At 61.7% G+C, this 20,576-nt stretch carries 10 protein-coding genes and 3 pseudogenes; 7 read left to right on the forward strand and 6 right to left on the reverse strand.

The window, feature by feature from the left end; translation table 11 throughout:
• The first annotated feature begins 155 nt into the window (after positions 1 to 155).
• A complete protein-coding gene (gene uraH / locus JN403_RS13410) occupies positions 156 to 509 on the forward strand; it encodes a hydroxyisourate hydrolase (protein WP_205482751.1) in 354 nt (117 codons plus the stop codon).
• A gap of 97 nt (positions 510 to 606) precedes the next feature.
• Here uraH and JN403_RS13415 read toward each other — a convergent pair whose 3' ends face one another.
• Together JN403_RS13415 and JN403_RS13420 are read right to left on the reverse strand one after the other, a co-directional pair.
• The gene (locus JN403_RS13415; protein ID WP_205482753.1) at positions 607 to 1,233 is read right to left on the reverse strand and encodes a LysE family translocator; all 627 of its coding nucleotides are present in this window, start codon (positions 1,231 to 1,233) and stop codon (positions 607 to 609) included.
• Between the two features lie 110 nt (positions 1,234 to 1,343).
• Positions 1,344 to 2,690, reverse strand: coding sequence for an NCS2 family permease (locus JN403_RS13420; RefSeq protein WP_205482754.1), 1,347 nt, complete (start codon positions 2,688 to 2,690; stop codon positions 1,344 to 1,346).
• 359 nt (positions 2,691 to 3,049) lie between these two features.
• Between JN403_RS13420 and JN403_RS13425 the strand changes: the two genes are divergently transcribed.
• Complete coding sequence (locus JN403_RS13425) at positions 3,050 to 3,814, forward strand: GntR family transcriptional regulator (protein WP_192174191.1); 765 nt, start codon at positions 3,050 to 3,052, stop codon at positions 3,812 to 3,814.
• Positions 3,815 to 4,148: 334 nt separating this feature from the next.
• Here JN403_RS13425 and guaD read toward each other — a convergent pair.
• From guaD to xdhA, 4 genes and pseudogenes are all read right to left on the reverse strand, one after another.
• Positions 4,149 to 5,438: pseudogene (gene guaD, locus JN403_RS13430) on the reverse strand (guanine deaminase); the annotation flags it as partial.
• Between the two features lie 50 nt (positions 5,439 to 5,488).
• Entirely contained in the window at positions 5,489 to 6,328 is an 840-nt protein-coding gene (gene xdhC, locus JN403_RS13435) for a xanthine dehydrogenase accessory protein XdhC (protein ID WP_205482755.1), read from the reverse strand.
• Positions 6,329 to 6,476: 148 nt separating this feature from the next.
• Positions 6,477 to 8,930 carry a xanthine dehydrogenase molybdopterin binding subunit gene (xdhB, locus tag JN403_RS13440; protein ID WP_240356549.1) on the reverse strand — a complete coding sequence of 818 codons (2,454 nt, stop codon included), beginning with the start codon at positions 8,928 to 8,930 and terminating at the stop codon, positions 6,477 to 6,479.
• Entirely contained in the window at positions 8,923 to 10,392 is a 1,470-nt protein-coding gene (gene xdhA / locus JN403_RS13445; protein WP_205482756.1) for a xanthine dehydrogenase small subunit, read from the reverse strand. Before xdhA ends, xdhB begins: the two co-directional genes overlap by 8 nt.
• A gap of 317 nt (positions 10,393 to 10,709) precedes the next feature.
• Here xdhA and JN403_RS13450 point away from each other — a divergent pair.
• The 5 genes and pseudogenes from JN403_RS13450 (at position 10,710) to JN403_RS13470 (ending at position 20,547) form a co-directional block, all read left to right on the forward strand.
• Positions 10,710 to 11,368: pseudogene (locus JN403_RS13450) on the forward strand (GntR family transcriptional regulator).
• A 3-nt stretch (positions 11,369 to 11,371) separates the two neighbouring features.
• Complete coding sequence (gene smc / locus JN403_RS13455; RefSeq protein WP_205482757.1) at positions 11,372 to 14,860, forward strand: chromosome segregation protein SMC; 3,489 nt, start codon at positions 11,372 to 11,374, stop codon at positions 14,858 to 14,860.
• A gap of 274 nt (positions 14,861 to 15,134) precedes the next feature.
• Entirely contained in the window at positions 15,135 to 15,986 is an 852-nt protein-coding gene (gene zipA, locus JN403_RS13460) for a cell division protein ZipA (RefSeq protein WP_205482758.1), read from the forward strand.
• A gap of 74 nt (positions 15,987 to 16,060) precedes the next feature.
• Positions 16,061 to 18,408: pseudogene (gene ligA / locus JN403_RS13465) on the forward strand (NAD-dependent DNA ligase LigA).
• 972 nt (positions 18,409 to 19,380) lie between these two features.
• Positions 19,381 to 20,547 carry a putative zinc-binding metallopeptidase gene (locus tag JN403_RS13470; protein WP_122537304.1) on the forward strand — a complete coding sequence of 389 codons (1,167 nt, stop codon included), beginning with the start codon at positions 19,381 to 19,383 and terminating at the stop codon, positions 20,545 to 20,547.
• Positions 20,548 to 20,576: the final 29 nt, after the last annotated feature.

Here is a 20,576-nt window from a genome sequence, read left to right on the forward strand (position 1 = left end):
GGGGCCGCGGCGGGCGATCAGTGAAAATTTAGGTGATTTTAATTGTGTACAATCTGCGCTCGAACTGTCTTAATCCTGCTCATGTCTTACCGCTGATGCCCTTTTCGGGTGCAGGCCCTCTCTTAATCTCTCACTGAATGAGGCAATGACACGCCATGGGACGACTCACCACTCACGTGCTGGACGCTGCACATGGCTGCCCGGGCAGCTTGATTCGCGTGGCGCTTTATCGGGTCGAGGGCGACCGGCTGGAGAAAGTTGCCGAGGCGGTCACCAATAGCGACGGCCGCTGCGACGCGCCGCTGTTGCAGGGCGATGACTACCAGTCTGGCGTCTATCAATTGCAGTTTCAGGCCGGCGAGTACTTTCGCGGCAAAGGCGTGCAGTCCGGCACGCAGGCGTTTCTCGATGAAGTGGTGCTGCGCTTCGGCATCGACGCCGGGCAAGACCATTACCACGTGCCACTGCTGATTTCGCCTTACAGCTATTCGACCTATCGCGGCAGCTAGATCGCTGCCGTTTGCTGCTCCCCTGTTCCTCTTGCCCGCCCACACTGCGGGCTTTTTTGCCCTTGGCTTTTGCCGCGGGCGTTTTGGCTTTCAAGCGTCAGCGGCTGATCAGGGCGACGGTGCCCGCAGTGCCGAACAGGCCGGCGCTGATGCGGTTGAACCAGGTCTGGCCCTTGCCCGTGCGCAGATAGCGGGCCGCGCCCTGGGCGCTGAGGCCGTAGAACAATTTGCAGCTCAGGTCGAGGACGGTCCAGGTGATGATCATGGTGATCAACTGGCCGAAGAACGGCTCATCAGCCTTGAGAAACTGCGGTAGAAAGGCGGCGAAAAACAGGATGTCTTTCGGGTTGCTGCCGCCCAGCACGAAGGCGCGCCAGAACAGTGAGCCAAACGCCGGTTTGCTGGACGCCTCGAGCACTTCGGCGGCGGTGGCCGGCTGACGCGACTGTTTCCAGCTCTGCCAGGCGAGGTAAAACAGGTACAGGCCGCCGACGATTTTCAAGGCGCTGAACAATTGCTCGGACGCCAGCAGCAAGGCGCCCAGACCCAGGGCCGAAGCGCTGAGCAGGCAGATCGATGCGCAGACGCCGCCGAGGAAGGCGGGGTAGGAGCGCAGCAGGCCGTAATTCAGGCTGTTGCCGATCATCAGCAGTGACAGCGGCCCCGGAATCAGAATGACCACCAACGCCGCGCCGCTGAACAGCAGCCAGGTTTCCAGTGTCATGAGGTGTTCTCCTTGTTTATCTGAAAGCAGAAACGCCGCGGGCTGCGCGGCGCTTCAGGTCATGAGCGGTTACGACTGCCATCCATCAGCAGTGCGGCAGCCGGAAAGCCTTACAAAAACACGAACTTGGCGATGAAGATCGCGCACAGCACCCACAGGCTGATGGAGATTTCCCGGTGGCGGCCTGTGCCGGCCTTGAGCACCACGTAGGTGATGAATCCCAGCGCAATCCCGTCCGCCACCGAAAACGTCAGCGGCATCATGATCGCCGTGACGATCGCCGGAATGCTGTCGGTGGCTTCGTCCCAGTCGATATGCGCCATGCCGCCCATCATCAGCATCGCCACGTAAATCAATGCACCTGCCGTCGCGTAAGCGGGAATCATGCCAGCCAGCGGGGCGAAGAACATCGCCGCCACGAACAGCACGCCCACGGTCACGGCGGTCAGACCAGTCCGACCCCCGGCCGCCACGCCCGAAGCGCTTTCCACGTAGCTGGTGACCGGCGGCACACCGACCATCGCACCGAACACGCTGGATGCGCTGTCCGCCTTCAAGGCCCGCGAGAGGTTCTCGATGCGGCCGTCTTCGCGCACCAAACCGGCGCGCTGTGCCACACCCATGAGCGTGCCGGCGGTGTCGAACATGTGCACGAACAGAAACGCCAGCACCACGCTGATCATGCTGACGTTGAACACGCCCGCCAGGTCCATGGCCATCCAGGTTGGCGCCAGGCTCGGCGGCATGGAAAAGATGCCGTTGTAATGCATCAGCCCCAGGCCCCAACCGGCCAGCGTCACCGTGATGATGCTGATGAGGATCGCGCCGAACACCCGGTGATAACTGAGCACGGCAATCATCAGAAAGCAGATGGCGGCGAGCAGCGGACCGGGCTCGCGCAACGAACCCAGTTTGATCAGCGTCGCCGGGCTGTCGACGACGATGCCGGCGGTCTTCAGGCCGATCAGCCCGAGAAACAGACCGACCCCCGCGCCCATGGCGTAACGCAGGCTGACCGGGATGCTGTTGAGCAACCATTCGCGGATCCGCGACAGGGTCAGGACCATGAAGATCACGCCCGAGACGAACACCGCGCCCAACGCCGTTTCCCAGCTGTAACCCATGGTGCCGACCACGGTGTAGGTAAAGAACGCGTTCAGGCCCATCCCCGGCGCCAGGCCCACCGGCCAGTTGGCGTACAGCCCCATCAACAGACAACCCAGCGCGGCGGCGATGCAGGTCGCGACGAACGCCGCGCCATGATCGATGCCGGCGTCGGCCATGATGTTGGGGTTGACGAAGATGATGTAGGCCATGGTGATGAAGGTCGTGAGCCCTGCCAGCAGCTCGGTTCGGACGGTCGTGCCGTGCAGGCTCAGTTTGAAGAGGCGTTCAAGCAGGCCTTTGCGCGGCAGCGTGAGATCCAGCGGCGTGGCTTCGGTTTTGCGACTTTCCACAGTTAAATCCTCGGGACGTTTTTGTTGTTATGACAAAGCCGGTTGCGGGCTCCGGGAGGCGTATGGACCTGTCCAGGCTGATTTGTTGACTGAAAGGTCAGAAACGTGCACGAAGGGATTATGCTTTTGTATACAAATAATGCAAATAATGTTTTCGATCGTGTACGGAATATTTGGCGGATTGTGTGCATAACGCCCCGTCATTTCCGGGCCTGTGCAGACGGTGCCCGCTGTGTACAATGCGCCATTACTTTTACTGTGACTTTGCCGGGATATCTGCTATTGGTTGCCCCAACAGTGGTCGTACCCGCCCTGATCACGGCAAGGCCCCGCGCCGGATTCTGTTACCACGAGTGCCCATGAACGATCAGTTGCAACCCCTCAAGAAACACTCACGCACCGCCAAGTCCGGCCGTAGCGGCACCCAGGACGACATCGTCTACGCGCACATTTTCGAGGCGATTCTCGAACAGCGTCTGGCGCCCGGCACCAAGCTGAGCGAAGAAGCCCTCGGTGAAATCTTCGGCGTCAGCCGCACCATCATTCGTCGCGCATTGTCGCGTCTGGCCCACGAAGGCGTGGTGCTGCTGCGCCCGAATCGCGGCGCGGTGGTGGCCAGCCCGAGCGTCGAAGAGGCACGACAGGTGTTCTTCGCCCGGCGTCTGGTGGAGAAGGCGATCACTGAACTGGCGGTCGAGCACGCCACGGCGGAACAGCTCAGCGAGTTACGCCAGATGGTCAGCGACGAGCGCGACAGTTTTTCGAAAGGGGATCGCGGGGCGGGTATTCGTCTGTCGGGGGAATTCCATCTGAAACTGGCGGAAGCGGCGAAAAACGCCCCGCTGATCAGCTTCCAGCGCAGCCTGGTCTCGCAGACCTCGCTGATCATCGCGCAGTACGAAAGCGGCAACCGCTCGCACTGCTCGTACGATGAACACACCCAACTGATCGACGCCATCGAAGCCCGAGACGCGACCCTGGCGGTGAACCTGATGATGCATCACATGGATCACATCGACAGCAAGCTCAACCTCGACGAAGACAGCGCCTCCGACGACCTCCATGCGGTGTTCTCGCACCTGATGCTGCCAAAGAAAAAAGCAGGGCGCAGCACCGCGGTCTGATACATCCAGTTCGCCGCACAACCTGTGGCGGATATACCTTTGGAAGAAGCACAGCATTCTGGGCAAGCACATCACTTGTGGGAGTGAGCTTGCTCACGAATGCGGTGGGTCAGCAGTATTTGGGCTGACTGACAGAATGCTTTCGCGAGCAAGGTGGAGCGCCACCCCGGTCGCTCCTACAGTTTCCAGCTGTCATCGAAAATCCGCGTCGGGCGCAGATCTCCTGTAGGAGCAATCGGAGGTTACGACGGTCGCGAAGCGGCGGGCCTGTGACATCAACGTCGGCTGACCCACTGCATTGCGGGCAGGCGCTTCTACCGTTTGCGGCATCGCCTCAACGCTTATGCACCAACACCCCCGCCGAATACGTTTCGCTGACGGTGCGGTCATCCCCCAGGGTCATCAACACAAACAGCTGCTCTTCAATGCTCGTCGCCTGACTCATGCGGTAGGACAGCAGCGGGGTGGCGTTGAAATCCAGCACCACAAAGTCCGCTTCGCTGCCCGGCTGCAGGTTGCCGATCTTGTCTTCCAGTCGCAGCGCCCGTGCGCCGCCCAGCGTCGCGAGATACAGCGATTTGAACGGGCTCAACTTCGCGCCTTGCAGCTGCATGACCTTGTACGCCTCGTTCAAGGTGTGCAGCAGCGAGAAACTGGTGCCAGCGCCGACATCTGTTCCGAGTCCTACATTGACCTTGTGCTTTTCGGCCATCGGCAAGTTGAACAGCCCACTGCCGAGGAAGAAGTTGGACGTCGGGCAGAAGGCGATGGCTGACCCGGTTTCCGCCAGGCGCTCACACTCCTGATCGCACAGGTGCACGCCGTGGGCGAACACCGAGCGCTCGCCGAGCAAGTTGAAATGGTCGTACACATCCAGGTAATTCTTGCGCTCCGGGAACAGCGCCTTGACCCACTCGACCTCCTTCAGGTTCTCACTGATGTGGGTCTGCATGTACAGGTCGGGGTAATCAGTCAGCAACTGCCCGGCGAGGGTCAATTGCTCAGGCGTGCTGGTCGGGGCGAAGCGCGGGGTGACGGCGTAATGCAGGCGGCCCTTGCCATGCCAGCGCTCGATCAGCGCCTTGCTGTCGACATAGCTGGACTCAGCGGTGTCCACCAGATAATCAGGCGCGTTACGGTCCATCATCACCTTGCCGGCGATCAGGCGCAGATTGAGCTTCTCGGCGGCACTGAACAGTGCCTCCACCGACTCCTTGTGACGACTGCCGAACACCAGCGCGGTGGTGGTGCCATTGCGCAGCAATTCTTTGAGAAAGATGTCAGCCACCTGGGCCGAATGCTCGGGGTCTTCGAACTGTCTCTCGCAGGGAAACACGTAGGTATTCAGCCAGTCGAGTAACTGCTCGCCGTAGGAACCGACCATGCCGGTCTGTGGCAAATGGATGTGAGTGTCGATGAAACCGGCGGTGATCAGGGCGTCCTGATAGCTGACGATTTCGACGTTGGCGGCGAGCGTGCCGAGTAGGTCTTCGGCATTGCCGAGGGCAATGATCTTGCCGTTTTCGACCACCATCAGGCCGTCTTCGAAATACTCGTACGATGCTTCCACCGCCACTTCGGCAGGGTCGGCGATGCTGTGAATGATGGCGGCGCGGTAGGCTTTTTGGCAGTGCTGATTTCTGTGGTCATGTCAGTTGATCGTTCTTCCGGGATTCATTGGGCCTGGCTGCGGCGGGACACCGGCAGCAGCTTGGCGACAGGTTCGGCGGTGGTGCTTTGCTCGCCGAAATGAGCGTTGTAGGTGGCGATCACTTCGCCGGCGATGGACACGGCGATTTCCATGGGCAGTTTGCCCTTGACCTCGGTCAGGCCCATGGGGCAACGCATGCGCTGCACCACAGCGGCATCGAAGCCACGATCACGCAGGCGATGCTCGAACTTCACGCGCTTGGTTTTCGAACCGATCAGGCCGAAATAGCTGAAGTCGCCGCGCTTGAGAATCGCTTCGGCAAGCTCCAGATCCAGCTGATGGTTGTGGGTCATGACGATGCAATAGCTGCCAGCGGGGAGGTTGTCGACTTCTTCGATGACGTCCTCGCTGAGGATCTGCGTCACGCCTTCCGGCAACTGCGCAGGAAATTCGGCCTCGCGGGAATCGATCCAGCGCACGCGGCAGGGCAGGCTGGCGAGCAGCGGCACCAGCGCCCGACCGACGTGGCCGGCGCCGAACACGGCGATGTGCGCCTGGGGCTGGCCCATGAGTTCGAACAGCAACACATTCACGCCGCCGCAGCATTGACCCAGGCTGGCGCCGAGGCTGAAGCGCTCCAGACGGGTGTGCTGGCTGCCGCTGGCGAGCATCTCCCGGGCGATTTCCATGGCCTTGTATTCCAGATGCCCGCCGCCGATGGTGTCGAAGATTCGCCCGGCGCTGACGACCATTTTCGAGCCGGCATTGCGCGGCGTCGAGCCACGCTCCTCGATGATGGTCACCAGCACGCAGGCCTCGCCCTGCTGCTGCAAGTCGGCGAGGGCGCTGATCCAGTTATTCATGTGATTTCTCCTGATCGGCGGGTTGGCAGATCAAACATCGTCATTGCCCGTGCTGGCCTCATCGCGAGCAAGCTCACTCCTACACGGATCGCATTTGCACTGTAAGAGTGAGCTTGCTCGCGAAAGCGTCAGCACAGGCCGCCACTGCTTAATCGACGCGAAGCGTCTCGGGCTGCATTCCCACGCGGAGCCCCGGAGCAGGTTCTGAAACGATCTCGGCAGCGTTCTCGGCAGCTAACTCCGCATCGCGACGCAACGCCCGCATCTGCTCACACCCCCACAACACCCGCTCCGGGGTCGCCGGTGCATCGATCTTCGGTTGATGCTGGTAATCGCCCAGACTCGCCACGGCGTCCTTGATCGCGCACCACGCGGCGATGCCCAGCATGAACGGTGGCTCACCCACGGCTTTGGAATGAAACACCGTGTCTTCCGGGTTCTTGCGGTTCTCCACCAGCTTCACCCGCAGGTCCGCCGGCATGTCCGCCACGGCCGGAATCTTGTAGCCGGCCGGGCCGTTGGTCATCAGCTTGCCCTTGTCGTTCCAGACCAGTTCCTCGGTCGTCAGCCAGCCCATCCCTTGAATGTAGCCGCCCTCGACCTGACCGATGTCGATGGCCGGATTCAGCGAGGCGCCGACGTCGTGAAGAATGTCCGTGCGCAGCATTTTGTACTCGCCGGTCAGGGTGTCGACCAGCACTTCGGTGCAGGCCGCGCCGAAGGCAAAGTAATAGAACGGCCGGCCGCGCGCCTGGCTGCGGTCGTAGAAGATCTTGGGTGTCTTGTAATAGCCGGTGCTCGACAGCGACACCTGGCCCGTCCAGGCCTGCTGGGCGAGGGTGTCGAAGCTGATGACGTGCTCGCCGACGCGCACGTGGCCGTTGCGAAACTCGACCCGCGACTCATCGCACTGGTAATGCTTGGCTGCGAATTCCACCAGCCGCTGCTTGAGGATTTCCGCAGCGTTCTGCGCCGCCTTGCCGTTCAAGTCGGCGCCGCTGGAGGCTGCGGTTGGCGACGTGTTCGGCACCTTGTCGGTATTGGTCGCGGTGATCTGCACGCGGTCGATATCGACCTGAAACACCTCGGCCACCACTTGAGCCACTTTGACGTTCAGACCCTGGCCCATCTCGGTGCCGCCATGATTAAGGTGGATGCTGCCGTCGGTGTAGATGTGGATCAGCGCGCCGGCCTGATTGAGGAAGCTGGCGGTGAAGGAAATGCCGAATTTCACCGGAACCAGCGCCAGGCCTTTCTTCAGAATCGGGCTGTTGGCGTTGTAAGCCTTGATCGCTTTGCGCCGCTCCGCGTAGTCACTGCTTTCCTCCAGCTCGGCGGTCATTTCTTCGAGCATGTTGTGCTCGACCGTCTGGTAGTAATGGGTGACGTTGCGCTCGGTCTTGCCGTAGTAGTTGGCCTTGCGCACTGCCAGCGGGTCCTTGCCCAGATGCCGGGCGATGACGTCCATCACTTCTTCAATGGCGACCATCCCTTGAGGGCCGCCGAAGCCGCGGTAGGCCGTGTTCGACGCGGTGTTTGTCTTGCAGCGGTGGCCGTTGATCGTGGCGTCGCCCAGGTAATAAGAATTGTCGGCATGAAACATCGCCCGGTCGACGATGGACGCCGACAGGTCTGGCGAGTAGCCGCAGTTGCCAGCCAGCTCCAGCTGAATGCCGTGCAAGCGTCCGTCGTTGTCGAAGCCCACGTCGTACTCGACGTAAAACGGGTGGCGCTTGCCAGTCATGACCATGTCTTCCATGCGCGGCAGGCGCATTTTGGTCGGCTGGCCGGTCAGGCGCGCCACCACCGCACACAGGCACGCGGGGCTCGCGGCCTGGGTTTCCTTGCCGCCAAAGCCGCCGCCCATGCGGCGCATGTCGACGACGATCTTGTTCATCGGCACGTCCAGCACTTCGGCGACGAGCTTCTGCACTTCGGTCGGGTTCTGCGTCGAGCAGTAAACGATCATGCCGCCGTCTTCGGTGGGCATCACCGACGAAATCTGCGTTTCCAGGTAGAAGTGTTCCTGACCGCCGATGTGCAGCGTCCCCTGAATCCGGTGGGTCGCGGAGGCCAGCGCCGTTACCGAATCACCGCGCTGATGGGTGTGGCTGTCGAGCACGAAATGCTTGTTGCGGTAGGCCTGAACCACGTCGAGCACCGGTTCCAGGTCTTCGTATTCGATGATCGCGGCCATCGCCGCCTTGCGTGCGGTTTCCAGATCCCGGGCGGCCACGGCAATCACCGGCTGACCGACGAACTCGACCGTGTCGATGGCCAGCAACGGATCGCCGGGCAGCAGCGGGCCAATGTCCTTGAGGCCCGGAATGTCTTCGTGGGTGATGGCGATGCGCACGCCGTCGAAGGCGTAGCAGGGCGACACGTCGACGCGCACGATGCGCGCGTGGGCACGGTCGGACAGCCGCGCATACACGTGCAGCTGATTGGGGAATTCGAGGCGGTCGTCGATGTAGATCGCTTCGCCGGAGACGTGCTTGTCGGCGCTGTCGTGCTTGACGCTGCGGCCCACGCCGGTGGTCAGGTCCTGTTGAAACAGGGCGACCATTTCTTCCTGGGACCTGGCTGAATGATGATTAGACATAAGCTGTCACCCGCGTCTGGATGTGAGGCGTTTGCACTTCAATGAAGTATTTGCGCAGCAGGTTCTGCGCGCTGAGCAGGCGGTATTCCTTGCTCGCGCGGAAGTCCGTCAGCGGCGTGAAATCCTCGGCCAGCGCAGCGCAGGCGCGCTCGATGGTGGCCGACGTCCACGGCTGGCCGATCAGTGCCTGCTCGCAATGGGCCGCGCGTTTGGGGATTGCCGCCATGCCGCCGAAGGCCGCGCGGGCGTCGACGATGGCGCCGTTTTCGACGTGTACGCGGAACGCCGCGCAGACCGCCGAGATGTCGTCGTCCAGCCGCTTTGAAACCTTGTAGGCGCGAAACGTCTGCCGGGCATTGGCGCGGGGCACGATGATGCGCTCGATGAACTCGCTTTCCTGACGCACCGTCACCCGGTAATCGATGAAGTAATCCTCCAGCGCCAGGGTGCGGGTCTGCTCCCCTTTTCGCAGCACGATCTTCGCGCCCAGTGCGATCAGCAGGGGCGGGGAGTCGCCAATCGGCGAGGCGTTGCCGATGTTGCCGCCGAGGGTGCCCTGATTGCGGATCTGCAACGATGCAAAACGGTGCAGCAATTCACCGAAATCCGGGTACTCGCGGCTCAAGGCTTCGTAGCAATCAGTGAGGGCCGTTGCCGCGCCGATCTCGATGCGGTCTTCGAAGTGCTCGATCTTCTTCATCGCCGCGACGTTGCCGACGTAGATCATCACCGGCAGCGGGCGATGGAATTGCGTCACTTCAAGGGCCAGGTCGGTGCCGCCGGCCAAGAGCCGGGCCTGGGGATTGGCCTCGTAGAGTTCGGCCAGATCCGCCACGGTCAGCGGCACCAGGCAGCGCTTGTCGCCGCTGTTCAGCTCGCCGGTTTGCGTGGGCGCGATGGCCTTGAGGCGGGCGATGGTCTGCGCCTTCAGGGCATCGAACTGGTCCGACGACGGCTGACTGCAGCTTTGCTCGGCCGCCGCGAGGATCGGTCGATACCCGGTGCAGCGGCACAGATTGCCGGCCAGGGCTTCGTGGGCCTGAGCATGTTTTGTTTCAGAGGAGGCGGATTCGGCGCTGTTCTTTTGCAGCGCGAACAGCGACATGACAAAGCCCGGCGTGCAGAAGCCGCATTGGGAACCGTGGCAGTCGACCATCGCTTGCTGAACGCTGTGCAAGCGGCCCTGATGCTTGAGGTCTTCGACGCTGATTAGCTGTTTGCCGTGCAGCGAGGCCACGAAGGTCAGGCACGAATTGAGGCTGCGATAACTCAATTGCTCCCGGCCCGCCGCGTCGGTGGTCAGCTCGCCGACAACCACGGTGCACGCGCCGCAATCGCCGCTGGCGCAGCCTTCTTTGGTGCCGGATTTGTGCAGATGCTCGCGCAGGTAGTTGAGCACCGTCACATTGGGGTCCAGAGCCTGCTCGGTTTTCAGCTCTTGGTTCAGGAGAAACTGGATCACGGGTCGCGCCTCGTTCTTGTCATTAAAAGCACTGGTCACAGCTGCCGGCGGATGGGTCATCGAACATGTCGATGAATCTATCAGCTCTGACTATCGGGTCAATTAATTTCTGACTCAAAGGTCAAGAAATTCATTATTTCGAGAAATGGCCGATAACCCACAAGACGATAACGTTCAAAGACTGAGTGCTCGTGAGCAGAACATGTCCGTGTTTCTGCTTAATTCGTGCCAGTTTCCACAGTATGGCCCTGCGCCACAGACCTGCAGTGCGATACACTCCGCCGCTTGTTTGCGACCAAAGAAGTTGAAGGTAAGAAATGACGTTCAAGGCACCTGACAGCCTCGCCGAGCAGATCGCTCATCACCTGGCCGAGCGCATCATCCGCGGCGAGCTCAAGCCAGGGGAGCGGATTCAGGAGCAGAAGGTCACGGCCGCGCTGAACGTGAGCCGAGGCTCGGTGCGCGAGGCATTGTTGATCCTCGAGCGACGCCATCTGATCGTGATCCTCCCCGTCGCGGCGCGCAGGTCTCGGTCCTGACCCCGCACAACATCACCAGCCTCTGCGCCCTGATGAGCGAGATGTACATCCTCCTCGGTCTGGCCGTGGCGCGCAGCTGGAAAGAGCCGGTTGACCTGGCGGCGTTCCAGCAGATTCAGCAGCGGCTCATCGCCAGTTGCGAACGCCAGGACGTAAAGGGCTTCGTTGAAGAGAGTTTCAACGTGATGCGCGCGGCCTATCCGTTCGCCAACAACCCGTACCTGGAAGAGACCGTCGAGAACCTGCAGCCGTCCATGAGCCGCTTCTATTTCCTCGCCCTGGATCAACGCCAGGCGGAAATGAGCGAGTACCTGACCCTCTTCGGCCAGTTGCTCGAAGCGGTGGTGGCGCGGGATCTGGCGCGGATCCGCGACGTACTGACCTGCTACGCCGAGCGCAGCTGCCAATCGGTTCTGTCTGCCCTGGCGGCCAGCTGATTCATGCGCCTCAAGTGCATCAGGCTGGCGGGGTTCAAATCGTTCGTCGACCCGACGACGGTGAACTTCCCCAGCAACATGGCGGCCGTGGTCGGCCCCAATGGATGCGGCAAATCCAACATCATCGACGCGGTGCGCTGGGTCATGGGCGAAAGCTCGGCCAAGAACCTGCGCGGCGAGTCGATGACCGACGTGATCTTCAACGGCTCCACCAGCCGCAAACCGGTGAGCCAGGCCAGCATCGAGCTGGTTTTCGATAACTCCGACGGCACCCTGGTGGGCGAATACGCCAGCTACGCGGAAATCTCCATTCGCCGCAAAGTGACCCGCGACAGCCAGAACAGCTACTACCTCAACGGCACCAAATGCCGTCGCCGCGATATCACCGACATCTTCCTCGGCACCGGCCTGGGCCCGCGCAGCTATTCGATCATCGAGCAGGGCATGATCTCCAAGCTGATCGAAGCCAAGCCCGAGGACCTGCGCAATTTCATCGAAGAAGCCGCGGGCATCTCCAAGTACAAGGAGCGCCGCCGCGACACCGAAAACCGCATCCGCCGCACCCACGAGAACCTGGCGCGCCTGACCGATTTGCGCGAAGAACTGGGTCGGCAGCTGGAGCGTCTGCAGCGTCAGGCCCAGGCGGCCGAGAAGTATCAGGAATACAAAGCCGAAGAGCGTCAGCTCAAGGCGCAACTGTCAGCGTTGCGCTGGCAGGCGCTGAACGAGCAAGTGGCCCAGCGTGAATCGGTGATCGGCAATCAGGAAGTCGGCTTCGAGTCACTGGTCGCCGATCAGCGCAGCGCTGACGCTGCCATCGAGCGCCTGCGGGACGGTCATCACGACCTATCCGAGCGATTCAATCTGGTGCAGGGGCGTTTCTATTCGGTGGGCGGCGACATCGCCCGGGTCGAGCAGAGCATTCAGCACGGTCAGCAACGTTTGCGGCAGTTGCAAGACGATTTGCGCGAAGCCGAGCGCGCGCGCCTGGAAACCGAATCCCACCTGGGCCACGACCGCACGCTGCTGGCGACCCTTGGCGAAGAGCTGGAAATGCTTGAGCCGGAGCAGGAGATCACCCTCGCGGCCGCCGAAGAATCCGCCGCCGCGCTGGAAGACGCCGAAACCGCGATGCACGGCTGGCAGGAACAGTGGGACGCCTTCAACCTCACGTCCGCCGAACCCCGGCGTCAGGCAGAAGTGCAGCAGTCGCGCATTCAACAGCTGGAAACCAGCCTGGAGCGTCTGGCCGAGCGCCAGCGGCGTCTGGGCGACGAGCGTCAGTTGCTCGCGGCGGACCCCGAAGACGCGGCGATTCTCGAGCTGAGCGAAGACCTCGCCGCCCGGGAAATGGCTTTCGAAGAATTGACCGCTGAAGAAGAACACCTGATCGAGCGCCTTGAGCAACTGCGCGTCGATCTGCAACAGGCCACCCAGGCGCAACAGCAGGCCCAAGGCGATCTGCAACGCTTGAACGGCCGGCTTGCGTCGCTGGAGGCGCTGCAGCAGGCGGCACTCGACCCTGGCACCGGCACCGCCGAATGGCTGCGCGACCATCAGTTGAGCGAGCGTCCGCGTCTGGCCGAAGGGCTGCGGGTCGAGGCGGGCTGGGAAATGGCCGTGGAGACCGTGCTGGGCGCTGACCTGAATGCGGTGCTGGTGGATGATTTCGCCGGTCTCGATCTGGTCGGATTCAGTCAGGGCGACTTGCGCCTGGTAAGTCCCGGCGCTGACGTCACGCGGATCCCTGGCAGCTTGCTGGACAAGGTCGACACGCAGGTCGATCTGACCCACTGGCTGGGCCAGGTCAAACCCGTTGAAACCCTGGACGATGCGCTGGCGCTGCGCGGCCAACTGGGCGCCGGTGAGAGCCTGATCAGCCGCGACGGCTACTGGGTCGGTCGGGATTTTCTCCGTGTGCGCCGTGCCAGCGAGGCCGAAAGCGGCGTGCTGGCGCGGGGTCAGGAATTGCAGCGTCTGGAAGGCGAGCGCGAAGAGCGCGAAGCGACGTTGGCCGCGCTTGACGAGCAGCTGTCGACCCAGCGCGAGCAGCAACGTATCCAGGAAGACAACCGCGAGCAATTGCGCCGCCGCTTGCAGGACGAAGCCCGTCAGCAGAGCGAGCTTAAAGCGCAGTTGTCCGCCGCCAAAGCCAAGGTCGAGCAACTGACCCTGCGCCGCACGCGGCTCGATGAAGAATTGACCGAGCTCGCCGAACAGCGGGCCATGGAGCAGGAAACCCTCGGCGAATCCCGCCTGCAGTTGCAGGACGCCCTCGACAGCATGGCGCTGGACACTGAACAGCGCGAGTTGCTGCTGGCACAGCGCGACAGCCTGCGCGAGCGTCTGGACCGGGTGCGTCAGGAAGCCCGCCAGCATAAAGATCACGCCAACCAGTTGGCCGTGCGCCTGGGTTCGCTGCGCGCGCAGCATGATTCCACGCGCCAGGCGCTGGAACGTCTGGAGATGCAATCCGAGCGCCTGACCGAGAAGCGCGAGCAACTGAGCCTGAATCTGGAGGAGGGCGCCGCGCCGCTGGAAGAGTTGCGCATGAAGCTCGAAGAGCTGCTGGAAAAGCGCATGGTGGTCGACGAAGAGATGCGCACCGCCAAGAACGCCCTGGAAGACGCCGACCGCGAACTGCGCGAGGCCGAGAAACGTCGCAACCAGGCCGAGCAGCAATCGGCGCTGTTGCGTGGGCAACTGGAGCAGCAGCGCCTGGAATGGCAGACCCTGACCGTAAGGCGCAAGGCGCTTCAGGAGCAACTGCACGAAGACGGCTACGACCTGGATGGCGTGCTGGCGACCCTGACCGCCGACGCCAACGAGAAGGCCGCCGAAGAAGAGCTGGAACGCATCGCCGCGCGGATTCAGCGTCTGGGCGCGATCAACCTTGCTGCCATCGACGAGTATCAGCAGCAGTCCGAACGCAAACGCTATCTGGACGCCCAGGACGCCGATCTGGTCGAAGCGCTGGACACGCTGGAAAGCGTGATCCGCAAGATCGACAAAGAAACGCGCAACCGTTTCAAAGAGACCTTTGATCAGATAAACAGCGGAATTCAGGCACTTTTTCCAAAAGTTTTCGGTGGTGGCAGCGCTTACTTGGAACTGACGGGCGAAGATTTACTCGATACAGGGGTGACGATCATGGCGCGTCCTCCCGGCAAGAAAAACAGCACGATCCATTTGCTGTCCGGGGGTGAGAAAGCCTTGACCGCGCTGGCGCTGGTTTTCGCCATCTTCAAACTCAACCCGGCGCCGTTCTGCATGCTCGACGAAGTCGATGCGCCGCTGGACGACGCCAACGTGGGGCGCTACGCCCGGTTGGTCAAGGAGATGTCGCAGACCGTGCAGTTCATCTACATCACCCACAACAAGATCGCCATGGAAATGGCGGAACAGTTGATGGGCGTCACCATGCACGAACCGGGCTGTTCGAGGCTGGTGGCGGTGGACGTAGAGGAGGCGATGGCGCTGGTGGAGTCATAGCGGTATGCGCAGTTGATCGCGTGGCGATCATGCAAATTTGCAGGGAAAAGTGGCGCACGGGCGTCCAGTACAGCAACCACCGCCGCAGCGTGACAGATGCTTGTGACCTGCCAGATGTAACAGACGGTGTAAAGTTGCCTTTGGTCGTGCTAGCTTAATGTCCACTTTTCCATTTCGCGTGGGTAAAAGGCCATTCAGAACATAGAGTTGGCTCCACGTTTTAAAGGGGTTTGCGCCCTTAATTTTCAGAATTTCATTAGAGGCACGGGACTACATGGAAATCGGTCTGCGAGAGTGGCTGATCGTCATCGGCATTATTGTCATCGCCGGTATTCTGTTTGACGGCTGGCGCCGGATGCGCGGTGGCAAGGGCAAATTGAAATTTAGGCTGGACCGCAACTTGTCCAATCTGCCGGACGACGACGAACCGACGTCCGCTGAAGTGTTAGGCCCTGCGCGCGTTCTCGACACCCATAAAGAACCGAAACTCGACGAGCATGACCTGCCAACGATGAGTGCAGCGCCCCGCGAGCGCGCCGAACGTGAACCGCGACGGGGCAAGCGCAAGGACGAGCCGCACCAGGGTGATCTGAACCTCGGCGCCAATGGCCCGGACCTGTTCAGCGCCCGTGACGACGATTTCCCGGATGACAAGCCGACCCAGCGCATCACCGAAGACAAGGACCTGCCTCCGGTTGAAGAAGTGCTGGTGATCAGCGTGATCTCCCGCGACGAAAGCGGCTTCAAGGGACCGGCGCTGTTGCAGAACATTCTGGAAAGCGGTCTGCGCTTTGGCGAAATGGACATTTTCCACCGTCACGAAAGCATGGCCGGCAACGGCGAAGTGCTGTTCTCGATGGCCAATGCGGTCAAGCCGGGCGTGTTCGATCTGGACGACATCGACCATTTCAGCACTCGCGCCGTGAGCTTCTTCCTGGGGCTGCCAGGGCCGCGTCATCCGAAACAGGCGTTTGATGTCATGGTCGCAGCGGCTCGCAAGCTGGCCCATGAGCTGAACGGTGAGTTGAAGGATGACCAGCGCAGCGTGATGACCGCGCAGACCATCGAGCATTACCGTCAGCGCATCGTCGAGTTCGAACGTCGCGCCCTGACCCAGCGTCGTTGATGGGCGCTCCCACAGAGTCAAGCATCACCAATTGAGCAGCTTCGGCTGCTCTTTTGCATTTCGAGACCACATTTATGAAAGCCGCCGAAACCCGCATCCTTGAATTGCGCGCTGAGCTGGATCAGCACAACTACCGCTATCACGTCCTCGACGAGCCGAGCATCCCGGACGTCGAGTACGACCGGCTGTTCCACGAGCTGAAGGCACTGGAGGCGGAGAACCCGCATCTGGTGACCCCGGACTCGCCGACCCAGCGGGTGGGCAGTGCGGCGCTGTCGGCGTTCACCCAGGTGCGCCACGAAATCCCCATGCTCAGCCTGGGCAACGCCTTCGAAGAAACCGACATGCTCGAGTTCGATCGTCGGGTCAACGAAGGGCTGGACCTGCCCGCTGCCTCGAAGAAGGTGGAATACAGCTGCGAGCCGAAACTCGACGGCCTGGCGGTCAGCCTGCTGTATCAGAACGGCGCCCTGGTGCGTGGCGCCACCCGCGGCGATGGCACCACCGGCGAAGACATCAGCGTCAACGTGCGCACCGTGCGCAACATCCCGCTGAAGCTGCACGGCAAAGGCTGGCCGGACACCCTCGAAGTGCGCGGCGAAGTGTTCATGTCCAAGGCCGGCTTCGAGCGTTTGAACGCCAGCCAGCTTGAAGTGGGTGGCAAGACCTTCGCCAACCCGCGCAACGCGGCGGCCGGCAGCCTGCGCCAGCTGGATTCGAAAATCACCGCCAACCGCCCGCTGGAATTCTGCTGCTACGGCATCGGTCAGGTGTCCCATGACATCGCCGAGACCCACACCGGCAACCTGCAGCAGTTGAAAGAGTGGGGCATGCCGATCAGCCGCGAAATGAAGATCGCCCACGGCATCGAAGACTGCCTGAAGTACTACCACGACATCGGCGAGAAACGTCTGTCGTTGCCGTACGAAATCGACGGCGTGGTGTTCAAGGTGAACAGCATCGCCGCCCAGCGCGAGCTGGGTTTCCGCGCCCGCGAGCCGCGCTGGGCGATCGCTCACAAATTCCCGGCCATGGAAGAACTCACCGAGCTGCTGGACGTGGAATTCCAGGTCGGCCGCACCGGCGCGGTCACGCCGGTGGCCCGTTTGAAGCCGGTGAAAGTCGCCGGTGTCACCGTCGCCAACGCAACGCTGCATAACATGGACGAAGTGGCGCGTCTGGGCTTGATGATCGGCGACACCGTGATCATCCGCCGCGCGGGGGACGTGATTCCCCAGGTGGTGCAGGTCGTGCAAGAGCGCCGCCCGACAGACGCCCGCGCCGTCGAGATCCCGCAGACCTGCCCGGTGTGCGGCTCGCTGGTCGAGCGCACGCAGCTGATCAAGCGCAGCAAGGGCAAGGAAACCATCAGCGAAGGCGCGGTGTATCGCTGCGTCGGCCGGCTGGCCTGCGGCGCGCAGCTGAAACAGGCGATCATCCATTACGTGTCTCGTCGAGCGATGGACATCGAAGGCTTGGGCGACAAAACCATCGAGCAACTGGTGGACGAGAAGCTCATCGGCTCCCCGGCTGATCTGTACAAACTGACGTACGAGCAAATCATTGATCTGGAGGGTTTTGCCGACATCTCCAGCAAGAAGCTGCTCAAGGCCATCGACGACAGCAAGCAGCCGACGCTGGCGCGGTTCATCTATGCGCTGGGGATTCCGGACGTGGGCGAGGAAACGGCCAAAGTGCTGGCGCGCTCGTTGGGTTCGCTGGACCGGGTGATTGTGGCGCTGCCGGAGGTGCTGACGTATCTGCCGGACGTGGGTCTGGAAGTCGCCCATGAGATTCACAGTTTCTTTGAGGACGAGCACAACCAGAACGTGATCGGCGCGTTGCTCGGCGAATGCCGGATGCAGCTGCAGGACACGGGCGATCTGGGCGCGGAGTTCGCGGCGAGCGCGACCTTGGGCGGCCTGCTGGATAAGTTGAATATTCCGTCGGTGGGGCCGGGTGCGGCGCAGAAGCTGGCGGACAAGTTCGGCACCCTTGAGGCGGTCGTCAAGGCGGACTGGCTGGATATGCGGCAGACGCTGCCGGAGAAGCAGGCGCAGGCGGTGCGGGCGTTTTTCGATATCCCGGAGCACGCGCAGCGGGCCTTGGCGATCGAGCTGCAGCTGAAGGATTTCGGCATGCACTGGCAGAGCGAGAAGAAGGTGGTGGAGGGTTCGCCGCTGGCCGGGCAGACGTGGGTCCTGACCGGGTCGCTTGAGCTCATGAGCCGGGATGTGGCGAAGGAGAAGCTGGAAGGGCTGGGGGCTAAGGTGTCCGGTTCGGTGTCGGCGAAGACCCACACGGTGGTGGCCGGGCCGGGGCGGGCTCGAAGTTAACCAAGGCCAATGAGCTGGGGCTGAAGGTGCTCGACGAAGAGGCGTTTGTGGCGTTTCTTAAGCAACATGGCGTTGAGGTCAGCTAGGTCAAGATCAAGTGCGTCTGCCTGGGGGCAGACTGTTTCGCCTTCGGCGAGTTACTTGATAAAGCCCCAAGTAACCAAGGGCTTGTGCTCCTGGTTGGGCCCTTCCTTCGTCAGGGTTCCTTCACTTCGGTCTCACTCCGTGGGCCCGCGCCGAACGGACATCCATGTCCTGACGGCGCGCTCGCCGCATCCATGCGGCTCGGCCCACTCCGCGAGACCTGCGTTCAGCCTGCACCCAAGTCGCGATTTGTGGTGACTGAGCTTTTGCGTATGAAGATCAAAAGCGCTTCAAAGCAGATCAACAGCTTCCCGGCTGAAGCCGGTCCTACAGTCAGAGCCAATCCCACTGGACGCATGCAATGTCTCAGTAGGACCGGCTTCAGCCGGGAAGAGGCCAGTTCAGGCACCGACATTTTTGCTGATAGCACCGCCCTCCCTGTGGGAGCGAGCTTGCTCGCGAATGCTGTATTCCAAACACCAGATATTTGATGGATGTACCAACCCCTTCGTGAGCAAGCTCACTCCCACAAGTCCGTAGCGACTGATCTGCCCTCGATCTGCTCTTGATCTGCCTTGCTTTGCTTTTGATCTTTCCTACGAAGCAAGTCCAGACACCGCCAAACGCGACTTTGGTGCAGGCCGAACGCAGACGACGCGGAGTGGGCCGAGCGGCATGGATGCCGCGAGAGCGCCGCTAGGACATGGATGTCCGTTCGGCGCGGGCCCACGGAGCGTCGTCGGAGTGAGGGAACCCGACGAAGTCGGGCCCAACCGAGAGCAAGCACCCTTGGTTACTTGGGGTGCTTTTCCAAGTAACTCGCCGAAGGCGAAATGCCCGCCGTTAGGCGGGTCCCCGGATCTGGACCTGAGTGAAGTAGTCCCGCCGATAAGCGGGACCCAAGAGTAAAAAATCCCACGGAACCCCGGTCACCCTGAGGAATCTAGTGCTTGCAGCCCCATCAGGATATCGCCATGTTCCAGTTCTTCGAGCAACTCAGCACACGGATCGCGGCGCCATTCGCCGGCGAAAGCAAGCGCAACAGCAAGGTCTGGCAGTGCCATTGCGGGCAGTCGGTGTTTTTCCGCAACAGTCAGTGCCTGGCCTGTTCGTCTGCGCTGGGGTATCTCCCCGAGCAGAGCAAGATTGCCGCGCTGGAACCGGGCCCCGAGGCGCAGACCTGGCGTCTGACTGACGAGCCCCAGGCCGGGCTCTACCGCCGTTGCGCCAACCTCGACACGGCAGCCGCCTGCAACTGGGTGTTTCCGGCGCCGAATGCCGGAGATTTCTGCATCGCCTGTAGCCTCAACAAGACCATCCCCGACCTGTCCGTGCCGGAAAACCCCGAGCGCTGGGGCAAGATCGAGACCGCCAAGCGCCGGCTGGTTGCGCAATTGATCACCCTCGGGCTTCAAGTCATTCCGAAAAGCGTGGATGAAGAGCGTGGGCTGGCCTTCGAATTTTTGGGCGTCGACCTGGAAGGCAACCTGCCCACCACGGGGCACGCCAGTGGCCTGATCACCCTCAACGTCGAAGAAGCCGACGATGCGATTCGTGAGAAGGTTCGCGTGCAGATGCATGAACCCTACCGCACATTGCTCGGGCATTTCCGTCATGAGGTGGGGCATTACTACTGGGATCGTCTGATCGCCGACACTTACTGGCAAGACGGATTCCGCCACCTGTTCGGCGACGACCGCGCCAGCTACGCCGACGCCCTTGATCACCACTACCAGAACGGCGCACCCGCCGACTGGCAACAGAGTTTCGTCAGCGCCTACGCGACCATGCACCCGTGGGAAGACTGGGCCGAAACATGGGCGCATTACCTGCACATGATGGACGCCGTCGACACCGCCCTGAGCCTGGGCATGAGCGCCCGGGACATGGACCTCGACTACCAGCCGTTCCCGCTGGAAACCTTGTACGACCCTCAGCATCCAGGCGGGCCGGCGTTCCTCTCGTTCGTCAACGCGTGGATCGAACTGGCCGGCATGCTCAACGAGTTGTCCCGCGCCATGGGCCAGGCGGATTTCTATCCGTTCGTGCTGCCGCCGGCCGTCATCACCAAACTGCATTTCATCCATTTGGTCATACAGGGTGCCGGCGGCAAGGCGGATGAGGTCCTTCACGTGCAATAAATCACCCAGGTGGGTGACTGCAAATAGTC

This window comes from Pseudomonas sp. 15A4, assembly GCF_016925575.1.
GTDB lineage: Bacteria > Pseudomonadota > Gammaproteobacteria > Pseudomonadales > Pseudomonadaceae > Aquipseudomonas.

Coding starts and splice junctions, on each gene's coding strand:
- uraH (WP_205482751.1), top strand. CDS start 156: ATGGGACGACTCACCACTCACGTGCTGGACGCTGCACATGGCTGCCCG.
- JN403_RS13415 (WP_205482753.1), bottom strand. CDS start 1,233: ATGACACTGGAAACCTGGCTGCTGTTCAGCGGCGCGGCGTTGGTGGTC.
- JN403_RS13425 (WP_192174191.1), top strand. CDS start 3,050: ATGAACGATCAGTTGCAACCCCTCAAGAAACACTCACGCACCGCCAAG.
- xdhC (WP_205482755.1), bottom strand. CDS start 6,328: ATGAATAACTGGATCAGCGCCCTCGCCGACTTGCAGCAGCAGGGCGAG.
- xdhB (WP_240356549.1), bottom strand. CDS start 8,930: ATGTCTAATCATCATTCAGCCAGGTCCCAGGAAGAAATGGTCGCCCTG.
- smc (WP_205482757.1), top strand. CDS start 11,372: ATGCGCCTCAAGTGCATCAGGCTGGCGGGGTTCAAATCGTTCGTCGAC.
- zipA (WP_205482758.1), top strand. CDS start 15,135: ATGGAAATCGGTCTGCGAGAGTGGCTGATCGTCATCGGCATTATTGTC.
- JN403_RS13470 (WP_122537304.1), top strand. CDS start 19,381: ATGTTCCAGTTCTTCGAGCAACTCAGCACACGGATCGCGGCGCCATTC.